Origin of the sequence: Ruminococcus sp. Marseille-P328 (genome assembly GCF_964249465.1) — a bacterium.
GTDB lineage: Bacteria > Bacillota > Clostridia > Lachnospirales > Lachnospiraceae > Blautia_A > Blautia_A faecis.
Window position 1 is genome coordinate 26,601 of the sequence record NZ_CAXUBQ010000015.1, and the last position, 20,591, is coordinate 47,191.

At 42.8% G+C, this 20,591-nt stretch carries 21 protein-coding genes; 15 read left to right on the top strand and 6 right to left on the bottom strand.

The features are described 5' to 3' along the window. Positions 1-62: 62 nt before the first annotated feature. From ACESTK_RS11730 to ilvB, 3 genes are all read right to left on the bottom strand, one after another. Positions 63-1,016 carry a DMT family transporter gene (locus ACESTK_RS11730; protein ID WP_373119808.1) on the bottom strand — a complete coding sequence of 318 codons (954 nt, stop codon included), beginning with the start codon at positions 1,014-1,016 and terminating at the stop codon, positions 63-65. A 68-nt stretch (positions 1,017-1,084) separates the two neighbouring features. After that, positions 1,085-1,597: an acetolactate synthase small subunit gene (gene ilvN / locus ACESTK_RS11735; RefSeq protein ID WP_118579761.1), complete on the bottom strand. Its 513-nt coding sequence runs from the start codon at positions 1,595-1,597 to the stop codon at positions 1,085-1,087. A gap of 19 nt (positions 1,598-1,616) precedes the next feature. Then, positions 1,617-3,335 carry a biosynthetic-type acetolactate synthase large subunit gene (ilvB, locus tag ACESTK_RS11740; protein WP_187566215.1) on the bottom strand — a complete coding sequence of 573 codons (1,719 nt, stop codon included), beginning with the start codon at positions 3,333-3,335 and terminating at the stop codon, positions 1,617-1,619. 49 nt (positions 3,336-3,384) lie between these two features. Between ilvB and ACESTK_RS11745 the strand changes: the two genes are divergently transcribed. Then, complete coding sequence (locus tag ACESTK_RS11745; protein WP_368072561.1) at positions 3,385-3,465, top strand: DUF6783 domain-containing protein; 81 nt, start codon at positions 3,385-3,387, stop codon at positions 3,463-3,465. 249 nt (positions 3,466-3,714) lie between these two features. Continuing rightward, on the top strand, positions 3,715-4,875 hold the full coding sequence (locus ACESTK_RS11750; protein ID WP_173716157.1) for an AI-2E family transporter: 1,161 nt from the start codon (positions 3,715-3,717) through the stop codon (positions 4,873-4,875). A gap of 142 nt (positions 4,876-5,017) precedes the next feature. Here the strand turns inward: ACESTK_RS11750 and ACESTK_RS11755 are convergent, their stop codons facing one another. Beyond that, positions 5,018-6,253, bottom strand: a complete 1,236-nt coding sequence (locus ACESTK_RS11755; protein WP_118579752.1) for an argininosuccinate synthase — start codon at positions 6,251-6,253, stop codon at positions 5,018-5,020. A gap of 446 nt (positions 6,254-6,699) precedes the next feature. Here ACESTK_RS11755 and argC point away from each other — a divergent pair, with 446 nt between their 5' ends. From argC to ACESTK_RS11775, 4 genes are all read left to right on the top strand, one after another. Continuing rightward, entirely contained in the window at positions 6,700-7,740 is a 1,041-nt protein-coding gene (gene argC / locus ACESTK_RS11760) for an N-acetyl-gamma-glutamyl-phosphate reductase (protein WP_148461744.1), read from the top strand. A 100-nt stretch (positions 7,741-7,840) separates the two neighbouring features. Then, entirely contained in the window at positions 7,841-9,064 is a 1,224-nt protein-coding gene (argJ, locus tag ACESTK_RS11765; protein ID WP_148461743.1) for a bifunctional glutamate N-acetyltransferase/amino-acid acetyltransferase ArgJ, read from the top strand. Positions 9,065-9,173: 109 nt separating this feature from the next. Further along, positions 9,174-10,070 carry an acetylglutamate kinase gene (gene argB, locus ACESTK_RS11770; protein WP_118579746.1) on the top strand — a complete coding sequence of 299 codons (897 nt, stop codon included), beginning with the start codon at positions 9,174-9,176 and terminating at the stop codon, positions 10,068-10,070. Continuing rightward, the gene (locus tag ACESTK_RS11775; RefSeq protein ID WP_118579743.1) at positions 10,057-11,247 is read left to right on the top strand and encodes an aspartate aminotransferase family protein; all 1,191 of its coding nucleotides are present in this window, start codon (positions 10,057-10,059) and stop codon (positions 11,245-11,247) included. Before argB ends, ACESTK_RS11775 begins: the two co-directional genes overlap by 14 nt. 278 nt (positions 11,248-11,525) lie before the next feature. Here the strand turns inward: ACESTK_RS11775 and ACESTK_RS11780 are convergent, their stop codons facing one another. Next, positions 11,526-11,855 (bottom strand): DUF1292 domain-containing protein, encoded by a 330-nt coding sequence (locus tag ACESTK_RS11780; protein WP_118579740.1) that lies wholly within the window; start codon positions 11,853-11,855, stop codon positions 11,526-11,528. Between the two features lie 341 nt (positions 11,856-12,196). Between ACESTK_RS11780 and ACESTK_RS11785 the strand changes: the two genes are divergently transcribed. Beyond that, positions 12,197-12,406 carry a helix-turn-helix transcriptional regulator gene (locus ACESTK_RS11785; protein ID WP_330382771.1) on the top strand — a complete coding sequence of 70 codons (210 nt, stop codon included), beginning with the start codon at positions 12,197-12,199 and terminating at the stop codon, positions 12,404-12,406. Continuing rightward, on the top strand, positions 12,399-13,202 hold the full coding sequence (locus tag ACESTK_RS11790) for a DUF3169 family protein (RefSeq protein ID WP_173716155.1): 804 nt from the start codon (positions 12,399-12,401) through the stop codon (positions 13,200-13,202). The genes ACESTK_RS11785 and ACESTK_RS11790 overlap by 8 nt, the downstream gene beginning before the upstream one ends. Here the strand turns inward: ACESTK_RS11790 and ACESTK_RS11795 are convergent. After that, positions 13,171-13,452, bottom strand: coding sequence for a DUF6783 domain-containing protein (locus ACESTK_RS11795; RefSeq protein ID WP_319017271.1), 282 nt, complete (start codon positions 13,450-13,452; stop codon positions 13,171-13,173). The two genes, ACESTK_RS11790 and ACESTK_RS11795, sit on opposite strands and share 32 nt — an antisense overlap. On the opposite strand from ACESTK_RS11795, the gene ACESTK_RS11800 reads away from it, so the two are divergent. The 7 genes from ACESTK_RS11800 (at position 13,372) to ACESTK_RS11830 (ending at position 20,447) form a co-directional block, all read left to right on the top strand. Next, on the top strand, positions 13,372-13,545 hold the full coding sequence (locus tag ACESTK_RS11800; protein WP_308768404.1) for a DUF6783 domain-containing protein: 174 nt from the start codon (positions 13,372-13,374) through the stop codon (positions 13,543-13,545). The two genes, ACESTK_RS11795 and ACESTK_RS11800, sit on opposite strands and share 81 nt — an antisense overlap. Continuing rightward, positions 13,527-13,961 (top strand): DMT family transporter, encoded by a 435-nt coding sequence (locus ACESTK_RS11805; protein WP_118579731.1) that lies wholly within the window; start codon positions 13,527-13,529, stop codon positions 13,959-13,961. Before ACESTK_RS11800 ends, ACESTK_RS11805 begins: the two co-directional genes overlap by 19 nt. Positions 13,962-14,087: 126 nt before the next feature. Further along, a complete protein-coding gene (locus ACESTK_RS11810; protein ID WP_226855023.1) occupies positions 14,088-14,924 on the top strand; it encodes a helix-hairpin-helix domain-containing protein in 837 nt (278 codons plus the stop codon). Positions 14,925-14,937: 13 nt separating this feature from the next. Further along, positions 14,938-15,627: a response regulator transcription factor gene (locus ACESTK_RS11815; protein ID WP_173734913.1), complete on the top strand. Its 690-nt coding sequence runs from the start codon at positions 14,938-14,940 to the stop codon at positions 15,625-15,627. A 3-nt stretch (positions 15,628-15,630) separates the two neighbouring features. After that, positions 15,631-17,058 (top strand): cell wall metabolism sensor histidine kinase WalK, encoded by a 1,428-nt coding sequence (locus ACESTK_RS11820; RefSeq protein WP_148461740.1) that lies wholly within the window; start codon positions 15,631-15,633, stop codon positions 17,056-17,058. A gap of 10 nt (positions 17,059-17,068) precedes the next feature. Continuing rightward, on the top strand, positions 17,069-18,007 hold the full coding sequence (locus tag ACESTK_RS11825; protein ID WP_373119811.1) for a GerMN domain-containing protein: 939 nt from the start codon (positions 17,069-17,071) through the stop codon (positions 18,005-18,007). 61 nt (positions 18,008-18,068) lie between these two features. Continuing rightward, positions 18,069-20,447 (top strand): ComEC/Rec2 family competence protein, encoded by a 2,379-nt coding sequence (locus tag ACESTK_RS11830; protein ID WP_373119813.1) that lies wholly within the window; start codon positions 18,069-18,071, stop codon positions 20,445-20,447. Positions 20,448-20,591 lie beyond the last annotated feature (144 nt).

The following is a 20,591-nucleotide window of genomic DNA, read 5'->3' on the forward strand; positions in this document are numbered from 1 at the left end:
ATGGGGTAAATAAGTAAGAGGTAACGTTTGGAAGGTTCAAGCGTTACCTCTTATTTTGCGCGTTATTTTTCACTGGCAGTTTCTTTCTGCGGCAGCTGGGCAAGAACGATAGCCCCGAACATTACCACACAACCGATGATTTCCCGGGTGCTTAATTTCTGTCCTAAGATAATCCAGCCGGCGAGGACAGAGATGCAGGATTCCAGACTGAGAATCAGAGAGGCTACGGTTGGGTTCATATTTTTCTGGCCCACGATCTGGAGGGTGTAGGCGACACCGCAGGACATAACGCCGGCATAGAGAGTAGCGCCCCAGGCACCACTGAATGAAGAAAGACTGGGATGCTCCAGAATTATGGCTGGGATAGCAGTGAGGATTCCGCAGACCAGAAACTGAATGCAAGACATTTTTACTCCATCTGTCTTTGGTGAAAAGTAGTCAATGACCAGAATGTGCAGGGAAAACAGGAAAGCACAGATCAGGACCAGAAAGTCTCCCTTTCCAATGGAAAAGCCGTCTGTGAGGCAAAGCAGATAGAGACCAATCAGTGCCATTACAACCGCAACCCAGATAAAAGGACTGCATTTCTTTTTCATAAAAAGTCCAAGGATCGGGACGATGATAATGTAGCATGCAGTGAGAAAACCTGCTTTTCCAACGGAGGTGTACTGGATACCAAACTGTTGGAAGTTGGAAGCAAGACACAGGCAGATACCGCAGATTATGCCGCCGGCAATTAAGGTTTTGTTGCGGGAAAATGGATTTGAACCGCTGGATGCCATTGGCTGTCTGTCGGATTCTGTGAAATCAGCTGAATTGCTCTGTGGATTTATTTTATTGAGCAGTAAAATAACCGGGATCAGCACCAGAGAACCGATAATGTTTCTTGTGGCATTGAAAGTGAGAGGGCCGACAGCTTCACCGCCCTCACTTTGTGCTACAAAGGCGATTCCCCAGATCGTTGCTGTCAAAAGGAGAATCAGTGAATTTTTTAATGGTATTTGTTGTTTTTTCATAATGAATTATCCCCTCGTAAAATTTACAAAAATGCCCTCCTTTAACAGGAGGGGCATCATCGTTTAAATTATCTTTCCATCATGCTGATGGATTCAATTCCTACACTTCCACCTCGGACTACTTCGATGCGGCCGAATTCTTCTTTGATCAGTTTGACAACTGCATCATTTTTGGTCGCTGTCTGTACGAATTCCAGAAGCAGGCTGTCTTTACCGTAATCAATGACTCTGGCTTTGAAAGTCTCAGCAATCTGGAATAATTCAACTTTGTCCTCAGAAGAGCAGTTAAAAACCTTGATGTAAAGAATCTCTTTCATGCGGACGAACATATTGGTGAAATCAATAACTTTGATGACTTCTACCATTCGGTTCAGCTGTTTCTTGATCTGTTCGAACGTTTCATCGTCGCTTACAGTTCCGATGGTCATTCGGGAAACGGTAGGATCCTCTGTAGTACCAACGGTGAGGCTGTCCAGGTTATAGCTTTTGCCGGAGAAAAGTCCGGAAATCTTGGACAGAACACCTACCTGGTTTTCTACGTAGAGGGAAATCCATCTTTTTTTCATACCTTTATCTGCCATTGGATAAACCTCCTGTTAATTAACAATCCATAATTAAATCTTCCAGTGTTCCGCCAGGCTTTACCATCGGATAAACCATTTCTTCAGGATCAATGATGAACTCGATCAGGGTCGGAACTTTGGTATTTTTCTTTGCTTCTTCAAAGGCTGCGGCAACCTCATTTTTATTGAAAACCCGGATCCCTTTGGCACCGTAGCTTTCTGCCAGCTTTACAAAATCCGGTGTATATTTCGGGTATTCCTCGCCATTTGTACGGCGGGAAAGGGCACCGGAGCGAAGATTGGTCATGCTGTAGCGTTTGCCATAGAAAAGCTTCTGCCACTGACGAACCATACCAAGATATTCGTTATTAAATACACAAAGGATCAGTGGAAGCTCTTCCAGAACAGCTGTGGCAAATTCCTGAATATTCATCTGCATTCCACCGTCGCCGGAAATAACAATAACCGGTTTGTCCGGATTACCGATCTTTGCGCCTACACCACCGGGAAAACCGTATCCCATGGTGCCAAGTCCTCCGGACATAACAAGCTGTTTGCCTGGTGTGATCTCAGCATACTGGGAAACCAGCATCTGGTGTTGTCCGACATCCGTGACAATGATGGCTTCTTCAAACTGGCAGTTGATCTGGTTAATGATGTCAACCGGACTTAATCTGTCATTTGGACGCATTACAAGAGGATGTTCCTGCTTCCAGCTGTTTATCTCACTGTTCCATTTTTTGCTGGCATAGTCGGAAACGTATTCGGACATTTTTGCAAGGGCATCTTTTGCATCTGCAACGATTGGAATATCTACCTGGATGTTTCTGGAAATAGAGGCCGTGTCAATGTCAATATGGATAATCTGGGCATTAGGGGCAAATTCATGAAGCTTTCCTGTGATTCGGTCGTTAAAACGTGTTCCAATGGAAAAAAGTACGTCACAGTTGCTTACAGCCATATTGGCTGCATAGGCACCGTGCATGCCAAGGTTTCCGATAAAAAGCGGATGGTTGGTAGGGATTGCACCTCGTCCCATAATAGTAGTTACAACCGGAACACCGGTCTTTTCCACTACTTCCTGGAATACCTTATTGGCATGGGAAATATTGATTCCGCCGCCTGCCAGGAAGAGAGGCTTCTTTGCCTTGGAAAGTGTTTTGATCGCACGTTTCAGCTGTCCGATGTGGACACTGGTGTTTGGCTTGTAGCCGCGGATATTTACGCTCTTTGGATATTCTGCACTGCCCAGTTCAGCCATTACATCCTTGGGCAGGTCAATGAGAACCGGTCCAGGGCGTCCGGTACGTGCAATATAGAAGGCTTCCTTGATGATACGTCCAAGATCTTCACGGTTGCGTACAGTGACTCCATACTTGGTAATACTGCGGGTAATTCCTACAATATCAACTTCCTGGAATGCATCGTTTCCAATCAGATGACGTGCTACCTGACCGGTGAAGCACACCAGAGGAACGCTGTCGTAATTGGCTGTAGCAAGGCCTGTGACAAGGTTGGTAGCACCAGGACCGCTTGTTACAAGACATACGCCAACTTTTCCAGTGGTACGTGCGTAAGCATCGGCTGCGTGAACCAGTGCCTGCTCGTGACGTGGAAGGATTACGGTGACATCATCCTGTTTGTATAATTCATCGCTGATATCAATGGTACATGCTCCGGGATAACCGAAAACGTACTCAACACCTTCTTCTTTCAGTGCTTTTACCAGCAGCTTATTGCCTGATATCTGTTTCATTTAGTGAAGATACCTCCTTTTCGCCGGGGAAAAACCCCACAATATAATTATAAAAAAATCTCCCACAAGTTGTGACGCACATCTTGCAGAAAGCCTTTTTCAAACACGCTCTAGAGCAAACGATATTTAATCAATATTATAGCGTTAACGTGGAAAAGTGTCAATAAAGTTCACAGAAAACCAGAGAATTGCGGCGCGAAATCATGCAAAGCATGATTCTTTTGCATCGCGAAGCGTGTTACTGGTCACGGAGGGAACAGTAACACGTTGAATTAAAAGAGGTGGGAAAAAGAAAGGGATAACTGGTCAAAAAGTGGATTTTGTGGTAAGATATGCAGAACAAAAGTGTACTGAGAAAGAAAGGAGGAGGTTGAAAATAGTGGAACTAAATAAGGAAAATATGAAAAAGATAAGGTGGCTGATCGCTTTTTCAGTACTTCTGTATCTGGGAGTGCAGAATCTGGATGTGGTGCTGAAGTATGTGAAAATTGTGTGGGGACTTCTTCTGCCATTTGTGTTGGGTGGAGCTATGGCGTTTGTGCTGAATGTACCTATGGCATTTATTGAGCGGCATGTTTTTGGAAAAGCAAAGGAAAAAGAAAACAGGAGGGGACGTGCAGCAGCAAAATTTGCAAGACCGGTGAGCCTGATCTTTTCCATTGTTCTGGTGGTGCTGGCGATTCTCGTTGTAGTACTGATTGTGGCACCGGAGCTTGGAAGAACTCTGGTAAATGTTGTGAAAAAGGTGGAAGAAGATATTCCGTTAGTTCAGAAATGGCTGACAGATACCTTCCAGAGTGATTCTGAAATTGTGAAATGGGCATCTACCATAGAAATTGATCCGCAGAAAATTATTGATTCTATTGTGAGCGTTTTGAGAAGTGGGGCGGACAATCTGGTATCCTCCACTATTACCGTGACTATGGGACTGGTGAGTATGGCTATGAATTTTGCAATTGGTTTTGTGTTTTCCTGTTATGTGCTCCTTCAGAAAGAGAAGCTGGGCAGGCAGGTCCTGAAAGCGGCTTATGCGATCTTACCTGTGAAAACAGTGGAATATCTGGGACATGTTTGTACACTGGCAAGTAAGGTGTTTTCAAGCTTTATTACCGGGCAGTGCATAGAGGCGGTGATCCTGGGAAGCATGTTCTTTGTTTCCATGACGATCGGAAGATTTCCATATGCAATGCTGATCGGAGTGCTGATCAGTTTTACGGCGCTGATTCCTGTGTTTGGCGGAATTATTGGATGCTGGGTGGGATTTTTCCTGATTTTGATGGTAAGTCCTCTGAAAGCTTTGGCATTTCTTATATTGTTCTTGATCCTGCAGCAGATTGAGGGAAATCTGATCTATCCTCACGTAGTTGGAAACTCTGTGGGACTGCCGGCAATCTGGGTACTGGTTGCAGTGACTCTGGGCGGAAATCTTATGGGAATTGTGGGAATGCTGATTTTTATTCCGTTGGTGTCTGTAATTTATACATTGTTTAAGGAATGGGTGTCTGAGAGGCTGGAGCAGAAGAAGGTAAAAATCAGTTGAGAAAATTTTTAATGAGCGCTGGTTGCTAAATAAAATAAGCGCTGGAAAATAATTGGTTTACATAAAACAAAAAATCTGCAAAAAAACATCTCCGGGAGGATTAAGAACTTCCGGAGATATTTTTTGCTTATTTTTATGAAGATCAGTCGTTGGTCTGTTTCTGACTTTCTACTTCTGCAAGCTTCATTGCACGAACTTTCAGCGGCAGACCGAACAGAGTGATGAATCCGTCTGCATCATGGTGATCGTACATATCACCTGTTGTGAAGGAAGCAAGAGATTCATTGTAAAGGCTGTATGGAGAAGTGGTTCCGGCTTTGATGATGTTGCCTTTATAAAGTTTGAATTTTACTTCACCAGTTACATATTTCTGTGTGGACTCTACGAATGCCTGGATTGCCTCACGAAGTGGTGTGAACCATTTTCCTTCGTAAACAACCTGAGCCAGCTGGCTGCCAAGTTTCTTCTTGGTTTCCAGAGTTTCACGATCAAGGATCAGCTCCTCAAGCTGTTCATGTGCTTCCATAAGGATTGTTCCACCAGGAGTCTCATAAACACCACGGGATTTCATACCTACAACACGGTTCTCAACGATATCGATAATGCCGATTCCGTTCTCGCCGCCAAGCTTGTTCAGTTCTGTGATGATCTCGGAAACTTTCATTGCCTTTCCATTTAAGGTCTTTGGAACACCTGCCTCAAATGTCATGGTGATTTCGGTCTCTTTATCCGGAGCTTTCTCAGGTGTTACGCTGAGTACTAACATATCATCATAGTTTGGAGCCTGCGCCGGATCCTCAAGCTCAAGTCCCTCATGGCTGATGTGCCACAGGTTACGGTCACGGCTGTAGCTGTGTTTTGCATCGAATGGAAGATTGATACCATGAGCCTGGCAGAACGCGATCTCGTCTTCACGGGACTGCATGGTCCAAACGTCTGTCATACGCCATGGAGCAATGATCTTGATGTCTGGTGCAAGAGCTTTGATTCCAAGCTCAAAACGGATCTGGTCATTTCCTTTACCAGTTGCGCCGTGACAGATTGCAACAGCGTTCTCTTTTCTTGCGATCTCAACCAGTTTCTTGGCAATAGCAGGACGTGCCATGGAAGTACCAAGAAGATATTTGTGCTCATATACAGCACCTGCCTCAACACACGGCATAATATAGTTGTCGCAGAAGTCATCTACGATATCCTCAATATATAATTTGGAAGCTCCGGAAAGCTTTGCTCTTTCCTCAAGTCCGTCCAGCTCATTTCCCTGTCCGCAGTTAACGCAGCAGCAGACAACATCATAATCAAATGTTTCTTTCAGCCACGGAATCAATGCTGTGGTATCAAGTCCGCCTGAATATGCAAGTACAACTTTTTCTTTCATAATATTTACCTCTTTTCTTTTATCCCTCTGAAACAGATAGGGTTATAAAGCATATTAAATTTTGAATAAATATTCATCGTGATAACGGCTCTTACGTTCTGTACGTTATTCACAAAGAATAATATACAACAATACTCATAAATATGCAATAGTAAATTTGAAAAAAATTTATAAAAACTTTGCATAAAAATGCATCATATAATAGGTAAATACGCGTTGAAATGCACAAAAAAAGATAGATTGAATGGAAAATAAGGAAAAAATGACTATTGCATAATATGCAAAGAAGATGTATAATTCATTCATCATTGTTTATAAAGCACATGTTACTGTTCACTCCGTTCACAAAACGGACATTGTTGCCAGTGAACAGAGTAACAAGTATGAGTTCTAGAGCCTGTTTGAAAAAGCATGCTTTTGACACCATAATAATGGAGGACACTAAAATGATAAAAGCTGGAATTATTGGAGCAACCGGTTATGCGGGAAATGAAATTGTACGTCTCCTTCTGGGACATAAAAATGTGGAAGTAGCATGGTATGGATCCAGAAGCTACATTGATAAAAAATATGCAGGAATTTATCAGAACTTTTTTAAGCTGGTAGATGCAAAATGTATGGACGATAACATGGAAGCTCTGGCAGATGAGGTTGATGTGATTTTCACTGCAACACCGCAGGGGCTGTGTGCTTCTCTTGTAAATGAGGGAATCCTTTCCAGAGCGAAAGTAATTGATTTAAGTGCAGACTTCCGTATTAAAGATGTGAAGAAATATGAAAAATGGTACGGAATTGAGCACAAATCCCCTCAGTTTATTGATGAAGCTGTGTACGGATTATGTGAGATTAACCGTGAGGACATCAAAAAAGCCCGTCTGATCGCGAATCCGGGATGCTATCCAACTTGTTCTACACTTTCTATTTACCCATTGTTAAAGGCCGGAATGATTGATCCGAACACGATTATTATTGATGCTAAATCCGGAACGACGGGTGCTGGAAGAGGGGCTAAGGTTGATAATCTTTATTGTGAAGTAAATGAAAATATCAAGGCTTACGGTGTTGCCACACACAGACATACACCAGAGATCGAAGACCAGTTAGGATATGCCTGCGGACAGGAAGTGACCATTAATTTTACCCCGCATCTTGTTCCAATGAACAGAGGCATTCTGGTTACAGCATACGCTTCCCTGACAAAGGATGTGACCTATGAAGAAGTAAAAGCTGCTTATGATGCATGCTATGAGAATGAGACATTTGTGAGGGTTCTGGATAAGGATGTGTGTCCGCAGACAAAGTGGGTAGAGGGCAGTAATTACGTGGATGTGAATTTCAAGATCGATCCGAGAACCCACAGAATCATCATGATGGGAGCTATTGACAACCTGGTAAAAGGTGCTGCCGGACAGGCAGTTCAGAATATGAATCTGATGTTTGGGTTTGATGAAGCGGAAGGATTATTACAGGTTCCGATGTATCCGTAAAAGTGAAATTGGAGACAGGCTCCGGGCCTGATTTCAGGACTGAGTTACATTGAAAAATAAACATATAATTTGCCTGATCGGGCAAAGGAGGAGTATCAATATGGAAATAATTACAGGTGGTGTTACCGCAGCAAAGGGGTTTAAAGCAGCTGCGGCAGCAGCAGAAATTAAATACAAAGGCCGTACAGATATGGCCATGGTTTACAGTGAAGTTCCATGTGTTGCAGCTGGCACTTTTACAACAAATGTGGTGAAGGCAGCTCCTGTAAAATGGGATCAGAATGTGGTCTATAATCACCCATCTGCACAGGCTGTGATCTGCAACAGCGGTATTGCAAATGCATGTACCGGAGCAGAAGGATATGGCTATTGTAAGGCGACTGCTGATGCAGCTTCTGAGATACTTGGAATCCCTGCAGATAGCGTGCTGGTTGCATCTACAGGCGTGATTGGAATGCAGATTCCGATTGACAGAATTGTAAATGGTGTAAAGGCTATGGCTCCGAAGCTTGACGGTTCTTTAGAGGCCGGAACAGAGGCAGCCAAGGCTATCATGACTACAGATACCGTAAAAAAAGAGGTTGCTGTACAGATCGAAATTGGTGGAAAAACAGTAACAGTTGGCGGTATGTGCAAGGGATCCGGAATGATCCATCCTAATATGTGTACCATGCTTGGATTTGTCACAACAGATGCTGCAATTTCCAAGGAAATGCTTCAAAAAGCACTAAGTGCAAATATTAAAGATACCTTTAATATGGTTTCTGTAGATGGCGATACTTCCACAAATGACACTGTTTTGCTCCTTGCAAACGGCATGGCAGGCAACCCTGAGATCACAGAAGAGGGTGCTGATTTTGATAAATTTATGGAGGCTTTGAATTATATTAATACCTGTTTATCAAAGAAAATTGCAGGTGACGGAGAGGGTGCGACTGCACTTTTTGAAGTGAAAATTGTGGGCGCTAAGACAAAAGAAGATGCAGTTACGCTTAGCAAATCCGTAGTAACTTCTTCTCTTACAAAGGCTGCAATTTATGGTCACGATGCAAACTGGGGACGGATTTTGTGCGCTATGGGATACTCTGGAGTGCAGTTTGATCCGGAAAAAGTTGACCTGTATTTTGAGAGCCGCGCAGGAAAATTAAAGATTATTGAGAACGGTGTTTCAACAGGATATGATGAAGCAGAGGCAACCAGAATCCTGTCTGAGGATGAGGTAACAGCTATTGCAGATGTGAAGATGGGTGACGCAAAAGCAACTGCATGGGGCTGTGATCTTACTTATGATTATGTGAAAATTAATGCAGATTACCGTTCTTGATATTAAAGCTTGAGAGTGTGTAAATTAGATGCCAGAGGAAGACTGAAAGGCATGCAGTTGTAGGACTTTTGTAACATAAAGATATAGGAAAGAAAGGTTAAGAGAAAAAATGGTAAATCAGAAATATCTTGATAAGGCAGAGGTACTGATTGAGGCGCTTCCTTACATACAGCGTTTTAACCGTAAAATTGTTGTAATAAAGTATGGCGGAAGTGCTATGCTGGATGAAAAATTGAAGGCGAATGTAATTAAGGATGCAGTTCTCCTGAAACTGGTTGGATTTAAGCCAATTATCGTACATGGTGGCGGCAAGGAAATCAGCAAATGGGTTGGAAAAGTAGGCATGGAGGCTAAGTTTATCAATGGTCTTCGGGTAACAGATTCCCAGACAATGGAAATAGCAGAAATGGTCCTTGCCAAAGTAAACAAAGAACTTGTTTCCCATGTGGAATCTCTTGGCGTACAGGCTGTTGGTATCAGTGGAAAAGACGGTGGATTGCTGAAATGTAAAAAGAAATATTCCAATGGAGAGGATATTGGATTTGTAGGGGATATTACAGAAGTAAACCCGAAAATTCTTTATGATCTGCTGGAAAAAGATTTTCTTCCGATTGTTTTTCCAATCGGATTTGATGATAATTATGACAGCTATAACATTAATGCAGATGATGCAGCCTGCGCAATTGCAGAGGCTGTACATGCAGAGAAGCTTGCATTTCTTTCTGATATTGAGGGAGTTTATAGGGATAAAGATGATCCGTCATCTCTGATTTCTGAGCTTCATATTCAGGATGCCAGAAAACTGATCGAGGATGGATATGTTGGCGGCGGAATGATTCCGAAGCTGAATAACTGTATTGAAGCAATTGAGCATGGTGTTAACCGGGTTCATATTCTTGATGGAAGAATTCCTCATAGTTTACTGTTGGAAATCTTTACAAACAAAGGTATCGGAACTGCTATTTTAAGAGAGGATGGAGAGAAATATTACCATGAACATGAATAATCAGATGGAAGAAGCGGAGTCCAGTATTCTTCATACATATAATCGTTTTCCAGTTGTTTTTGAACGTGGAGAGGGTGTGCATCTTTTTGATTCCGAAGGCTCCAAATATCTGGATTTTGCAGCAGGAATTGCTGTAAATTCGCTTGGATATCATTATCCTGGATATGATGAAGCACTGAAAGAACAGATTGATAAGCTGACTCATATTTCTAATTTGTATTACAATGAGCCAATTATCGAAGCTGGCGCAAAGCTGGTAAATGCAAGCCGCATGGACAAGGCTTTCTTTACAAACAGTGGTACAGAGGCTATTGAAGGTGCATTAAAGGCTGCGAAAAAGTATGCTTATGAACGTGACGGACATGCAGATCATGAGATCATTGCCATGAATCATTCTTTCCATGGCAGATCTATTGGAGCACTTTCTGTCACTGGAAATGCACATTACCGTGAGCCTTTTGAGCCGCTCATGGGTGGTGTGAAATTTGCTGATTTCAATGATCTTGAGAGTGTAAAAGCCCAGGTTACAGATAAAACATGTGCAATTATTATGGAGACCGTACAGGGAGAAGGCGGTATTTATCCAGCGGAAAGAGAGTTTCTGGAGGGCGTTCGCGCACTGTGTGATGAGAAAGATATTCTCCTTATTCTGGATGAAATCCAGTGCGGAATGGGACGTTCCGGATATTATTTTGCATGGCAGGCATACGGTGTACAGCCGGATATTATGACCTGTGCAAAAGCGCTTGGATGCGGTGTTCCTGTTGGTGCATTTGTGTTGAGTAAGAAGGTTGCACAGGCTTCTTTGAAGCCGGGAGACCATGGTACAACTTATGGCGGAAATCCGTTTGTATGTGCGGCTGTAAGCAAGGTTTTTGACATTTATGAGAAGGATATGATCCTTACTCATGTACAGGAATTAACCCCATATCTTGAAAAAAAACTGGATGAACTTGTGGAAAAACATGAGTGTGCTGCAGCAAGAAGAGGTATGGGATTCATGCAGGGAATCGTCATTGCAGGACGACCTGTAGGAGAGATTGTTAAGAAGGCTCTGGAGAAGAAACTGCTGGTTATTTCTGCAGGAAGCGACGTGCTTCGTATTGTGCCTCCGCTTGTGATTACCAAGGCGGATATCGATGAAATGGCGGAGATTTTGGATGAATGTCTGGCGTAAATCAGGGCTGGAGTTTTGGTGAAAAAATAGGTGAAAATTAAAAAAGATTCACTAAAAAAGCATTGTAGGTTGATTTTAAGCTATAAATGAGAATAAAATGACAGAAAAAAGGTACTTTGAAATGGTTTTCAGGTACCTTTTTTCTATTGCTCAAGATTCTGTTTTAAAAAATTATTCCGGCAATCGCCCATAAATCCTGACATACATCTTGTCAAAAGTTGGGGGATGGAACTTTTTACACTGTATAGAGTACAGCTGCTTAAAAGCTTTTTGTGAATTTACTCTTCTGCGAAGTCGAATTCGTCTTTAAATTTCTCTTTGAAAATGTCAAAAACAGCGGTGAGAATGTCATCGTCATCAACGAAAACATAGCTCTCGTTTTCTTCATTTCCGTCGTCCTCAACCTGAAGAATCAGTACTTCTTCATCTTCGTTCTCGTCCTCACCTTCCACGTCCTCTACAGGTGGGAGAAGAACTGCGTAGCGCTTTCCTTCATACTCAACAAGGTCCAGGAACTCAAAATCCATGTCTTCCCCGTTTTCGTCGGTGAGGGTGATGATCTCGATTTCCTCTTCTGCTGGGGTACCAATGTTCTTTTCGTCTGCCATTGTGATTCTCCTTTCAAGTTGACATGCCAGCCCGGCTGTCATATTTGTTGAAAATATTATATCAATTGTGAGAGCTGTTGAATAGATGGAAAATATAGAAAATTTCGAAAATATTTTTGCATAATGTCAGAAGAAAGACTGGAAAAGCGGTTTTCAGTAGAGATATAACAGGATTGCAAGGTTGTTTTGGGAAAATATAAAAAACCTGTTGACAAGTAAAGTTGTCAATGATATTATGCAAATACAAGGAATGACAAATAAACTTGTCATAATGACAATGAAATAAGTCATTTCAAAAAAATGAATACACTACGAATGAGAAAGGAGCCTTTGAAATGGCGCTGGAGAATCGATTGAAGGAATATCGTGCCAGGCTTGGAATCAATCAGGCGGACATGGGGAAACTGGCTGGTGTGTCCAGACAGACGATCAGCCTGATTGAGAGGGGAGACTATTCACCTTCAGTGACGCTGGCTTTGAAGCTGGCGAAGATCTGTCAGGTGACAGTGGAAGATATTTTTACTTATACGGAGGATGGAGAAGATGAATAAGGGAAAATCTAAGAAGAAAATGAATTCCTATTTAAAAATGGTACTGATTATGCTGGCTGGTGGTGTTGTTGGAGGAATTTTTGGCTTTGTTACATCATACACTGGGGAGAATTCTATAGCAGCTATTGGGCATGGGATGAATGCATTTCTTTTGGCTGTACGTGATCATACAGTGCTGCTGGAATGTATCTGCGGTGCGATCTGTATTATGATCTGTGAGATCCATTTTGGAAAGATGAAGAGAATGGGAAGCCAGATACAGGATGCAGAGGATGAAGAATATCATGAATTGCAGTATCATATTGAAGTGTCCTCCAGCTGGGGGATGATTGCGAGTACAGTGGGAACTGTTCTTATGATGCTGCTTATTTCACCAGGATACTCTATGAAATATATTGAGAGCCAGAGTGACGGTGAGATATGGATGTTCTTAGCAGGACTGGTTGTGTTTGTGGGAATGGTTGGATATTTTGGTATGTGGCAGATTCGCTATATAAAGCTGGTTCAGAGAATTTATCCGGATAAGAAAGGTGATCCTACTTCTATAAACTTTCAGGAGCAGTGGCTTGCAAGCTGTGACGAAGCAGAGAAGGAAGAAATTTACGAAGCAAGCTATAAGACTTATCTGCTGACTGGAAAGGTACTTCCTTTTTGCACATTGGTAGCCATGCTGCTTCATATGGTATGGAATACGGGCGTTCTTGCTATTATCATTCCTGCTTTTCTCTGGATCTTATCGGCGTCTAATTACTGCCGGTGCTGCGTTACGAAAAAAAGCGAAAAACTTGCGAAGTGAATGAATCTTTGAAAAATACATATAATACTATTATGGAGGTGCCTGCTGCAAGTGCACCTCCTTTTCTTCCCGGGAAAGGGAGTATCCTTTTGGAGGCTGTCAGAACATCGATTGGCTTAGAGCGTGTTTGAAAAATCATTCCTGCAATCTGCACGCCCCACTTTGCGGTATATTTCACTCGAATTCGGTTGCCGTAGCCCGCTACGGCGCCCTCATCCGGGCGAAATCTCCCACAAATTGTGACGCACATCTTGCAGAAAGCCTTTTTCAAACACGTTCTAGAGAAAGAATCTGGAAGTATAGGATAGTTTATGGAGGTATTGTATGTGGGGATTTCTTGTAGCGTTGATATCTGGTGCATTGATGAGTATTCAGGGCGTTTTTAACACAGAGATGACTAAGCAGACCAGCTTGTGGGTATCCACCGGCTGGGTACAGTTTTCTGCGTTTCTGGTCTGCGTGTTGGCGTGGATTTTTACCGGGAGGGACAGTGTTGGCGCGTTGTGGCAGGTGGAGAATAAATATACTTTACTTGGCGGTATTATCGGAGCATTTATTACCATAACTGTCATTCAAAGCATGGGAAGTTTAGGTCCTGCAAAGGCTGCTATGCTGATTGTAATTTCCCAGCTGGCAGTTGCCTATATAATTGAATTATTTGGTCTGTTTGGTGTAGAAAAAGTGGATTTTCAGTGGCGAAAACTGATCGGCATGGCTGTGGCGATTGTAGGAATTGTCATATTTAAATGGGAGAAATAAGGCAAATAGATAAAAGACTGATAAAATTTAGAAATGGTATTGTAAAAAATGTAAAGTTTCGTTAAAATAGATTAGGTAAAGCATGAGTGGAGGGGAACCTGCGCATAAAGCGAAAGGGGAACCTGCATGGGAAGAAAAATAAAATACAGATGTGGAATCTGGACAGTTTTGTTCTTTCTCTGGACGGCGTCTGCAATGACAGGTTGCGCACGTCGGGAAGAGGTTTTTCTGGAAGAGATGGATTCAGATGAAGAGAACTCGAATAGAAAAGCAGGAGAAGAGAGCACTGCGTATGAGAATAACGTGGCGGCAGGGGAAAATCCCGAAAAACAGTCTGTTGTTTCAGATGCTGGATCAGAGGGGAATACAGAAAATTCAGCTTTGGATTTGCCACTAGAAACGCCAATTCCACAGAAAATATTCGTTGATGTATGCGGAGCCGTTGTAAATCCAGGCGTTTATGAGCTGGATGAAGGAGCACGTATTTTCCAGGCTGTTGATGCAGCAGGAGGATATTTGCCAGAGGCAGCCATAAATTATCTGAACAGAGCCAGAAGTATTGGAGATGGGCAGCAGATTTATGTGCCTACTGAGAAAGAAGTGGCTGAGAACCTGGAACTTGCTATGGCGAAAGTGCCAGAGGCATTGAACGATGGTGACAATTCTGGGAATTTAGGATTGGAAGAAATTCAAGGCAGCTCAGTGGAAAATCCATCGGGAACTGTTGGAAGAGATACAGGAAGTTTCGGAGATGGCGTAGGCGATGATACACGAATTAATCTGAATACTGCAGATGCCGGACAGCTTTCCACTTTAAGCGGAATCGGGCAGTCAAAGGCAGAAGCCATTGTTGCATACAGAGAGGAGCATGGAGACTTTGCTTCTATCGAAGAGATTATGAATGTAGAAGGTATCAAAGAGGGTACCTTTTCAAAGATAAAAGACAAGATATCAACTGGATAAGGGAGATTCTTAAATGAGCAGGAAAGTTTTGGTAGTAGATGATGAGAAACTGATAGTAAAGGGTATCCGTTTCAGTCTGGAACAGGATGGAATGGATGTGGATTGTGCCTACGATGGCGAAGAAGCCCTGGAGATGGCCAAAGAGAAGAAATATGACATTATTCTTCTGGATCTTATGCTTCCCAAGATGGATGGCTTTGAAGTATGCCAGCAGATCAGGGAATTTTCAAATGTTCCTATTGTAATGCTTACAGCGAAAGGTGAGGATATGGATAAGATCCTCGGCCTTGAGTATGGCGCGGACGACTATATCACCAAACCATTTAATATTCTTGAGGTAAAGGCAAGAATCAAGGCCATTATGCGCCGTGCAGGCAGCAATCAGGAAGAAAAAGACAAGGCGAAGACAATAGAGGCTGGTGACCTGAAGATGGATTGTGAGAGCCGTCGCGTGTTTATTTCTGGTAAGGAAATCAATCTGACTGCCAAAGAATTTGATGTGCTGGAACTTCTGGTGTTTAATCCCAATAAAGTGTACAGCCGTGAGAACCTGCTGAATATTGTATGGGGATATGAATATCCTGGTGATGTTCGTACAGTGGATGTACATATCCGTCGTTTACGTGAAAAAATTGAGGCGAATCCCAGTGAGCCCAAATATGTACACACCAAATGGGGTGTGGGATATTATTTCCAGGCATAAGCCATGCCAGAGAAAAAGAAACCAAGCTTTTTAAAAAGTCTGCGTTTTCGTATTCTGATCATTCTGGTCATTCTGGGAATCGTACCAAGTGTCATTGTTGCTCATGTGATGGTGGCGGCCTATGAGAGCAAGGCTGTGGCTGTCCGTAAGCAGACTGTTGAGAAGCAGTGTGACATTCTGTGTAACCTGTTAATTAAAGAGAATTATATGAATGACTCCAGCTCGCAGGATGTAAACAGCAAGCTGGAGTTGTTGTCTAATGTGTATGACGGCAGAATTCTGTTAGTTGACAGGGATTACAGGATTATCAAGGATACCTATGGCGTAGATGAGGGAAAAACTTTGATCTCCACTATGGTGATCAAATGCTTCAAAGGTGAGGAAGCCAGCCGCTATAATAGTAAGACACAGAAGATTGAGATGGCTCTCCCTGTGAAAAGCCCGGAGGTGAAGCAGCTTCAGGGTGCTATGCTGATCAGCTTTTCCTCCAATGAAATTGCAGAGAATATTCTGGAGCTGGAACAGAAGAGTCTTCTGATCACAGGAATCATTATTGTGCTGGCGGTCCTTCTTGGATATGTGCTTTCTACGGTTCTTGTAAAGCCGTTTGCCAGAGTTACCAAGTCCATTGAGGATTTGACGGATGGATACCAGAATGAGGAGATTTCTGTCCCGGATTATACAGAGACAGCACTTATTACGGATGCGTTCAACAAAATGCTTTCCAGAATGAAGATTCTGGATGAGTCCAGAAATGAGTTTGTTTCCAATGTGTCCCATGAGCTGAAGACACCGCTTACCTCCATGAAGGTACTTGCCGATTCACTGGTGGGCCAGGAAGGGGTGCCGGAGGAGCTGTATCAGGAGTTTATGGGCGATATCACTGCAGAGATTGATCGGGAGAATAAGATCATCACAGACCTGCTTTCTCTTGTAAAAATGGATAAGAAAGCAGCTGATCTGAATGTGGAGCACCTGAATATCAATCAGCTTCTGGAGGATATCCTGAAGAGACTCCGTCCAATTGCAGATAAGAGGCACATTGATCTGATCCTGGACAGTTTCCGCCCTGTTGAAGCAGATGTGGATGAGGTAAAGTTTACTCTTGCCGTGAGCAATCTGGTTGAGAATGGTATTAAATACAATGTGGATGATGGCTGGGTTCGTGTAACCCTTGACGCTGACCATAAATATTTCTATGTGAAGGTTGCAGATTCCGGAATGGGCATTCCGGAGGAGTCCATCGGAAGAATTTTTGAACGTTTTTACCGTGTGGACAAATCCCATTCCAAAGAAATTGGCGGCACAGGTCTTGGACTTGCAATTACCAGAAGTGCTGTGACCATGCATCATGGAACTATTCAGGTGGCAAGTAAGGAAGGCGAGGGAACTACCTTTACTGTCCGCATTCCTTTATCATATATTCCGTAGGAGGTGCCAGATGAAGAAATTGTTGAGTACAGCGATGGCTCTGGTTCTGATCATTGGCCTTCTTACCGGATGCTCGGTGGAAAGCCAGGGAGAGAAGACTGAAAGTGTCAGCAATCAGTACTATCTATATTACCTGAACAAAGATGAAACGAAAGTAACAAAGACAAGATATTATCCGGAGCAGGAAAGTGCAGAATATATGCTCCAGGATTTAATGGGAATCCTGAATGGACAGGAGAGCAGCGGAGAGAACCTGCCTTTGCTTCCAGCAGGAGTTCAGCTGGTGACTTACCGCTTAAATGAATCCCTTCTGGAATTGGAGTTTAATGCTGATTACAGTAATATTTCCCGAACCAGGGAGATTCTGGTGCGCGCAGGTGTGGCAAGAACTTTTCTTCAGATTCCAGGAATCACCGGCATAAAGATTTTTATAGGAAATCAGGAGCTTACCGATTCCAAGGGACAGGCTGTAAGCTTGCTTGACGGCAACACTTTTGTAGAAATGTGGGGCTCTGATAAAGATGCGTATCGGTATGATACTTTTACTCTGTATTTTACAGACAAGACAGGAGAGCATCTTGTGGCAGAACAGAGAAATGTATATTATAAGAGAATTCTGCCAAGAGAGAGAGTAATACTGGAACAGCTTGCCAAAGGACCGATGGTGAAAGGGCATTATCCAACAATTCCGCAGAATACGGATATTCTGGGAATAGAGGTGTCTGATAATGTGTGCTATGTGGATTTTAGTTCCGCTTTTTCAGATTCAGGAATTGATATCCCGGTGAACACCATGATCTATTCCGTGGTAAATTCTCTTCTGGATACGACATCTGCTGATAAAGTGCAGATTTCAATCGAAGGTGATACAGAGGCTAAGTTAAGTGATGGAACATCTTTGTACAGTCTTTTCAGTAAAAATACAGATCTGATCCTGAAAGAGAATTAGAGCGTGTTTGAAAAAATCAATCAATAACGCTTATAAAATGAAATACTAAAGGAGTTTATAAATGACGAAAAGACCGCTTTGCATGGTGTGTCTGGTCTTGATGCTCCTTATGTGTGTGGCCGACCGGGCAGGATTTCCACTGATCAGAGGGAATCCTGTTCCGGAAAATGTGGACTCCTGGATCCGGGAACATCCCAAGGTCACAATCTGCGGAGAAGTGACACAGACCACAGAAAATGAATTTTCACAATCTGTTTATCTTAGCAATACATATCTGATTTATCAACCAAAGAAGAATCAATCAAAGGAAAATCAACCGAAGAAAATATCTATTGAAAATGTAAAAGTATTTTTTAAGAAAAAAGAAGATGTTCCGGCAGGAACTGTTGTTTTGATGTCTGGAAATCTGGAGAGAGTAGGTGAGATGCGAAATCCAGGAGAATTTGATGCCAGACAGTATTATGCCAGCCAGCATATTTTCTATTTTATGAAAAAGGCGGAATTGTTAAAAAAATCGGAAAATTATTCTGCTTATCGACAAGGTATGAATGATCTAAGGAAATATCTCAGTAAAGTTCTGAATGGAATTGGTGGAAAAGAAGCTGGGGTTTTTCAGGCAATTGTTCTCGGGGATAAAAGCAGTCTGGATGAGGAAGTAAAGCTTCGCTACCAGATGGCTGGTATTGTGCATGTTCTGGCAATTTCGGGGCTGCATATCAGTGTGATTGGGATGGGAATTTATAATCTTCTGATGAAGACTGGAATGGGAATCTGGCCGTCTGGGATAATTGCCCTGCTGATTTTGCTTCAATACGGCGTGATGACTGGTGGAAGTGTGTCTACTATGCGTGCAGTCTGTATGTTTTTGATATCTGTAGGGGCGAAAATAACCGGAAGGATTTATGATCTGCCAACGGCGCTGGCTGTTTCGGCTATGTTAATTCTTGGAGATTCAGGAGCATATTTATATAACAGTGGGTTCCTTTTGTCATTTAGCGCGGTAGCAGGAGCTGGCGTAGTGGTTCCTGCATTAACAAAGAGTATGGATTTATCCCGTATTGAAAAAGGGGAAAATGTGCGGAGAAAAAAGAGTGTATGGAAAAGACATGCTGGAAAAAAGTTTAAAAATATTTGCTGTATGATTTTAGGAAAACATACAGGGCAAATATATGAAAAATTTGCCGGAGGTTTTTGCAAAGCAAATCTGGCTTTAGGCGCATCTATAGGAATACAGCTGACCATGCTTCCTGTTTCCTTATATTTTTTCGGAGAAGTTTCACTGGTTGGAATTTTTTTAAATTTGCTGGTGCTTCCTACAGTAGGAGTTGTTCTGGGAAGCGGAGTTATTGGATTGCTTGCTGGGTGTGTAAGCTTTTCCGTTGGGCGTGTTGTGATTTTGCCTGGAAAGGTTCTTGCTGGAATTTATGAAGAGTTATGTAAACTATCTGGGAATCTGCCTTTTGGCATCTGGATCACAGGACAACCAAAGCTGTGGCAGGTGGCTGTATATTATATTTTGTTTGCAGGAGCAGTCTGGATACTTACACAGAAAGGGAAGAGGAAGAGAAAAATAATTGCTTTCGTAGTTGTATGCCTGGCCATGTCTATTCTTATATGGCGTGAGCCGGAACCATTTTCTGTCAGCTGTCTGGATGTGGGACAGGGCGACGGGCTTGTGCTGCGGACGCCGGAAGGGAATTGCTTTCTGGTGGATGGTGGAAGCACAAACAAATCAGGTGTGGGACAATATCAGGTTTTACCGTATCTGAAAAATCAGGGGATTTCTCAGATTGATGGAATTTTTATATCTCATACAGATCAGGATCATATCAGTGGTGTACAGGAAATATTGGAGATGGCTGTAAAAAAACTGAATTCAGTAAAATTGGGATGCTTGTATCTGCCTGAGTGGGAAAATCCTCCTGCTGCATGGGAAAAACTGAAACAGACAGCAAAAGCGGCCGGAATTCCAGTGAGAACCCTGAAGGAAGGAGACTGCCTGAATGCAGGTAAATTGCAATTGCAGATAATTGCTCCTGCTGTCAGCGCTTCTGGCGCAGACGTAAATGAAGATGGTATGGTGATTAAAGTAAAATATGAGGAGTTTCTTGGCCTTTTGACAGGTGATATCGGGGAAGAAACGGAAAAGAAATTGCTGGAATTGGGAATGTTGGAAGATGTGGACTTTTTGAAGGTGGGACACCATGGCTCCCATTACTCTACCTGTCAACAGTTTCTTGATACAGTGCGCCCGGAATATGCTGTGATTTCCTGCTCTTCTACCAATACCTATGGCCACCCGTCACCGGAAATTACGAAACGCCTGGAAGAAACCGGGTGCCAGACCAGTTTTACTATGGAGAGCGGTGCTGTGAAAGTTTGCTGGGAGAAAGAGGGGATAAGGATTAAGAAATTTTTGGAAAAGGGAAATAGTATGTAGAGCGAAAAAGGCACTTTTATAAAGACACAATTTGTGGTATGGTTTAGTAGAATGTCGAGTACAGCTCTATCACCCTGGCTGAAAGAGTCTGGGGGGCTACTGGTCAGATCGTGAATAGTAACCTTGGGGGAATGTCCTGACCGA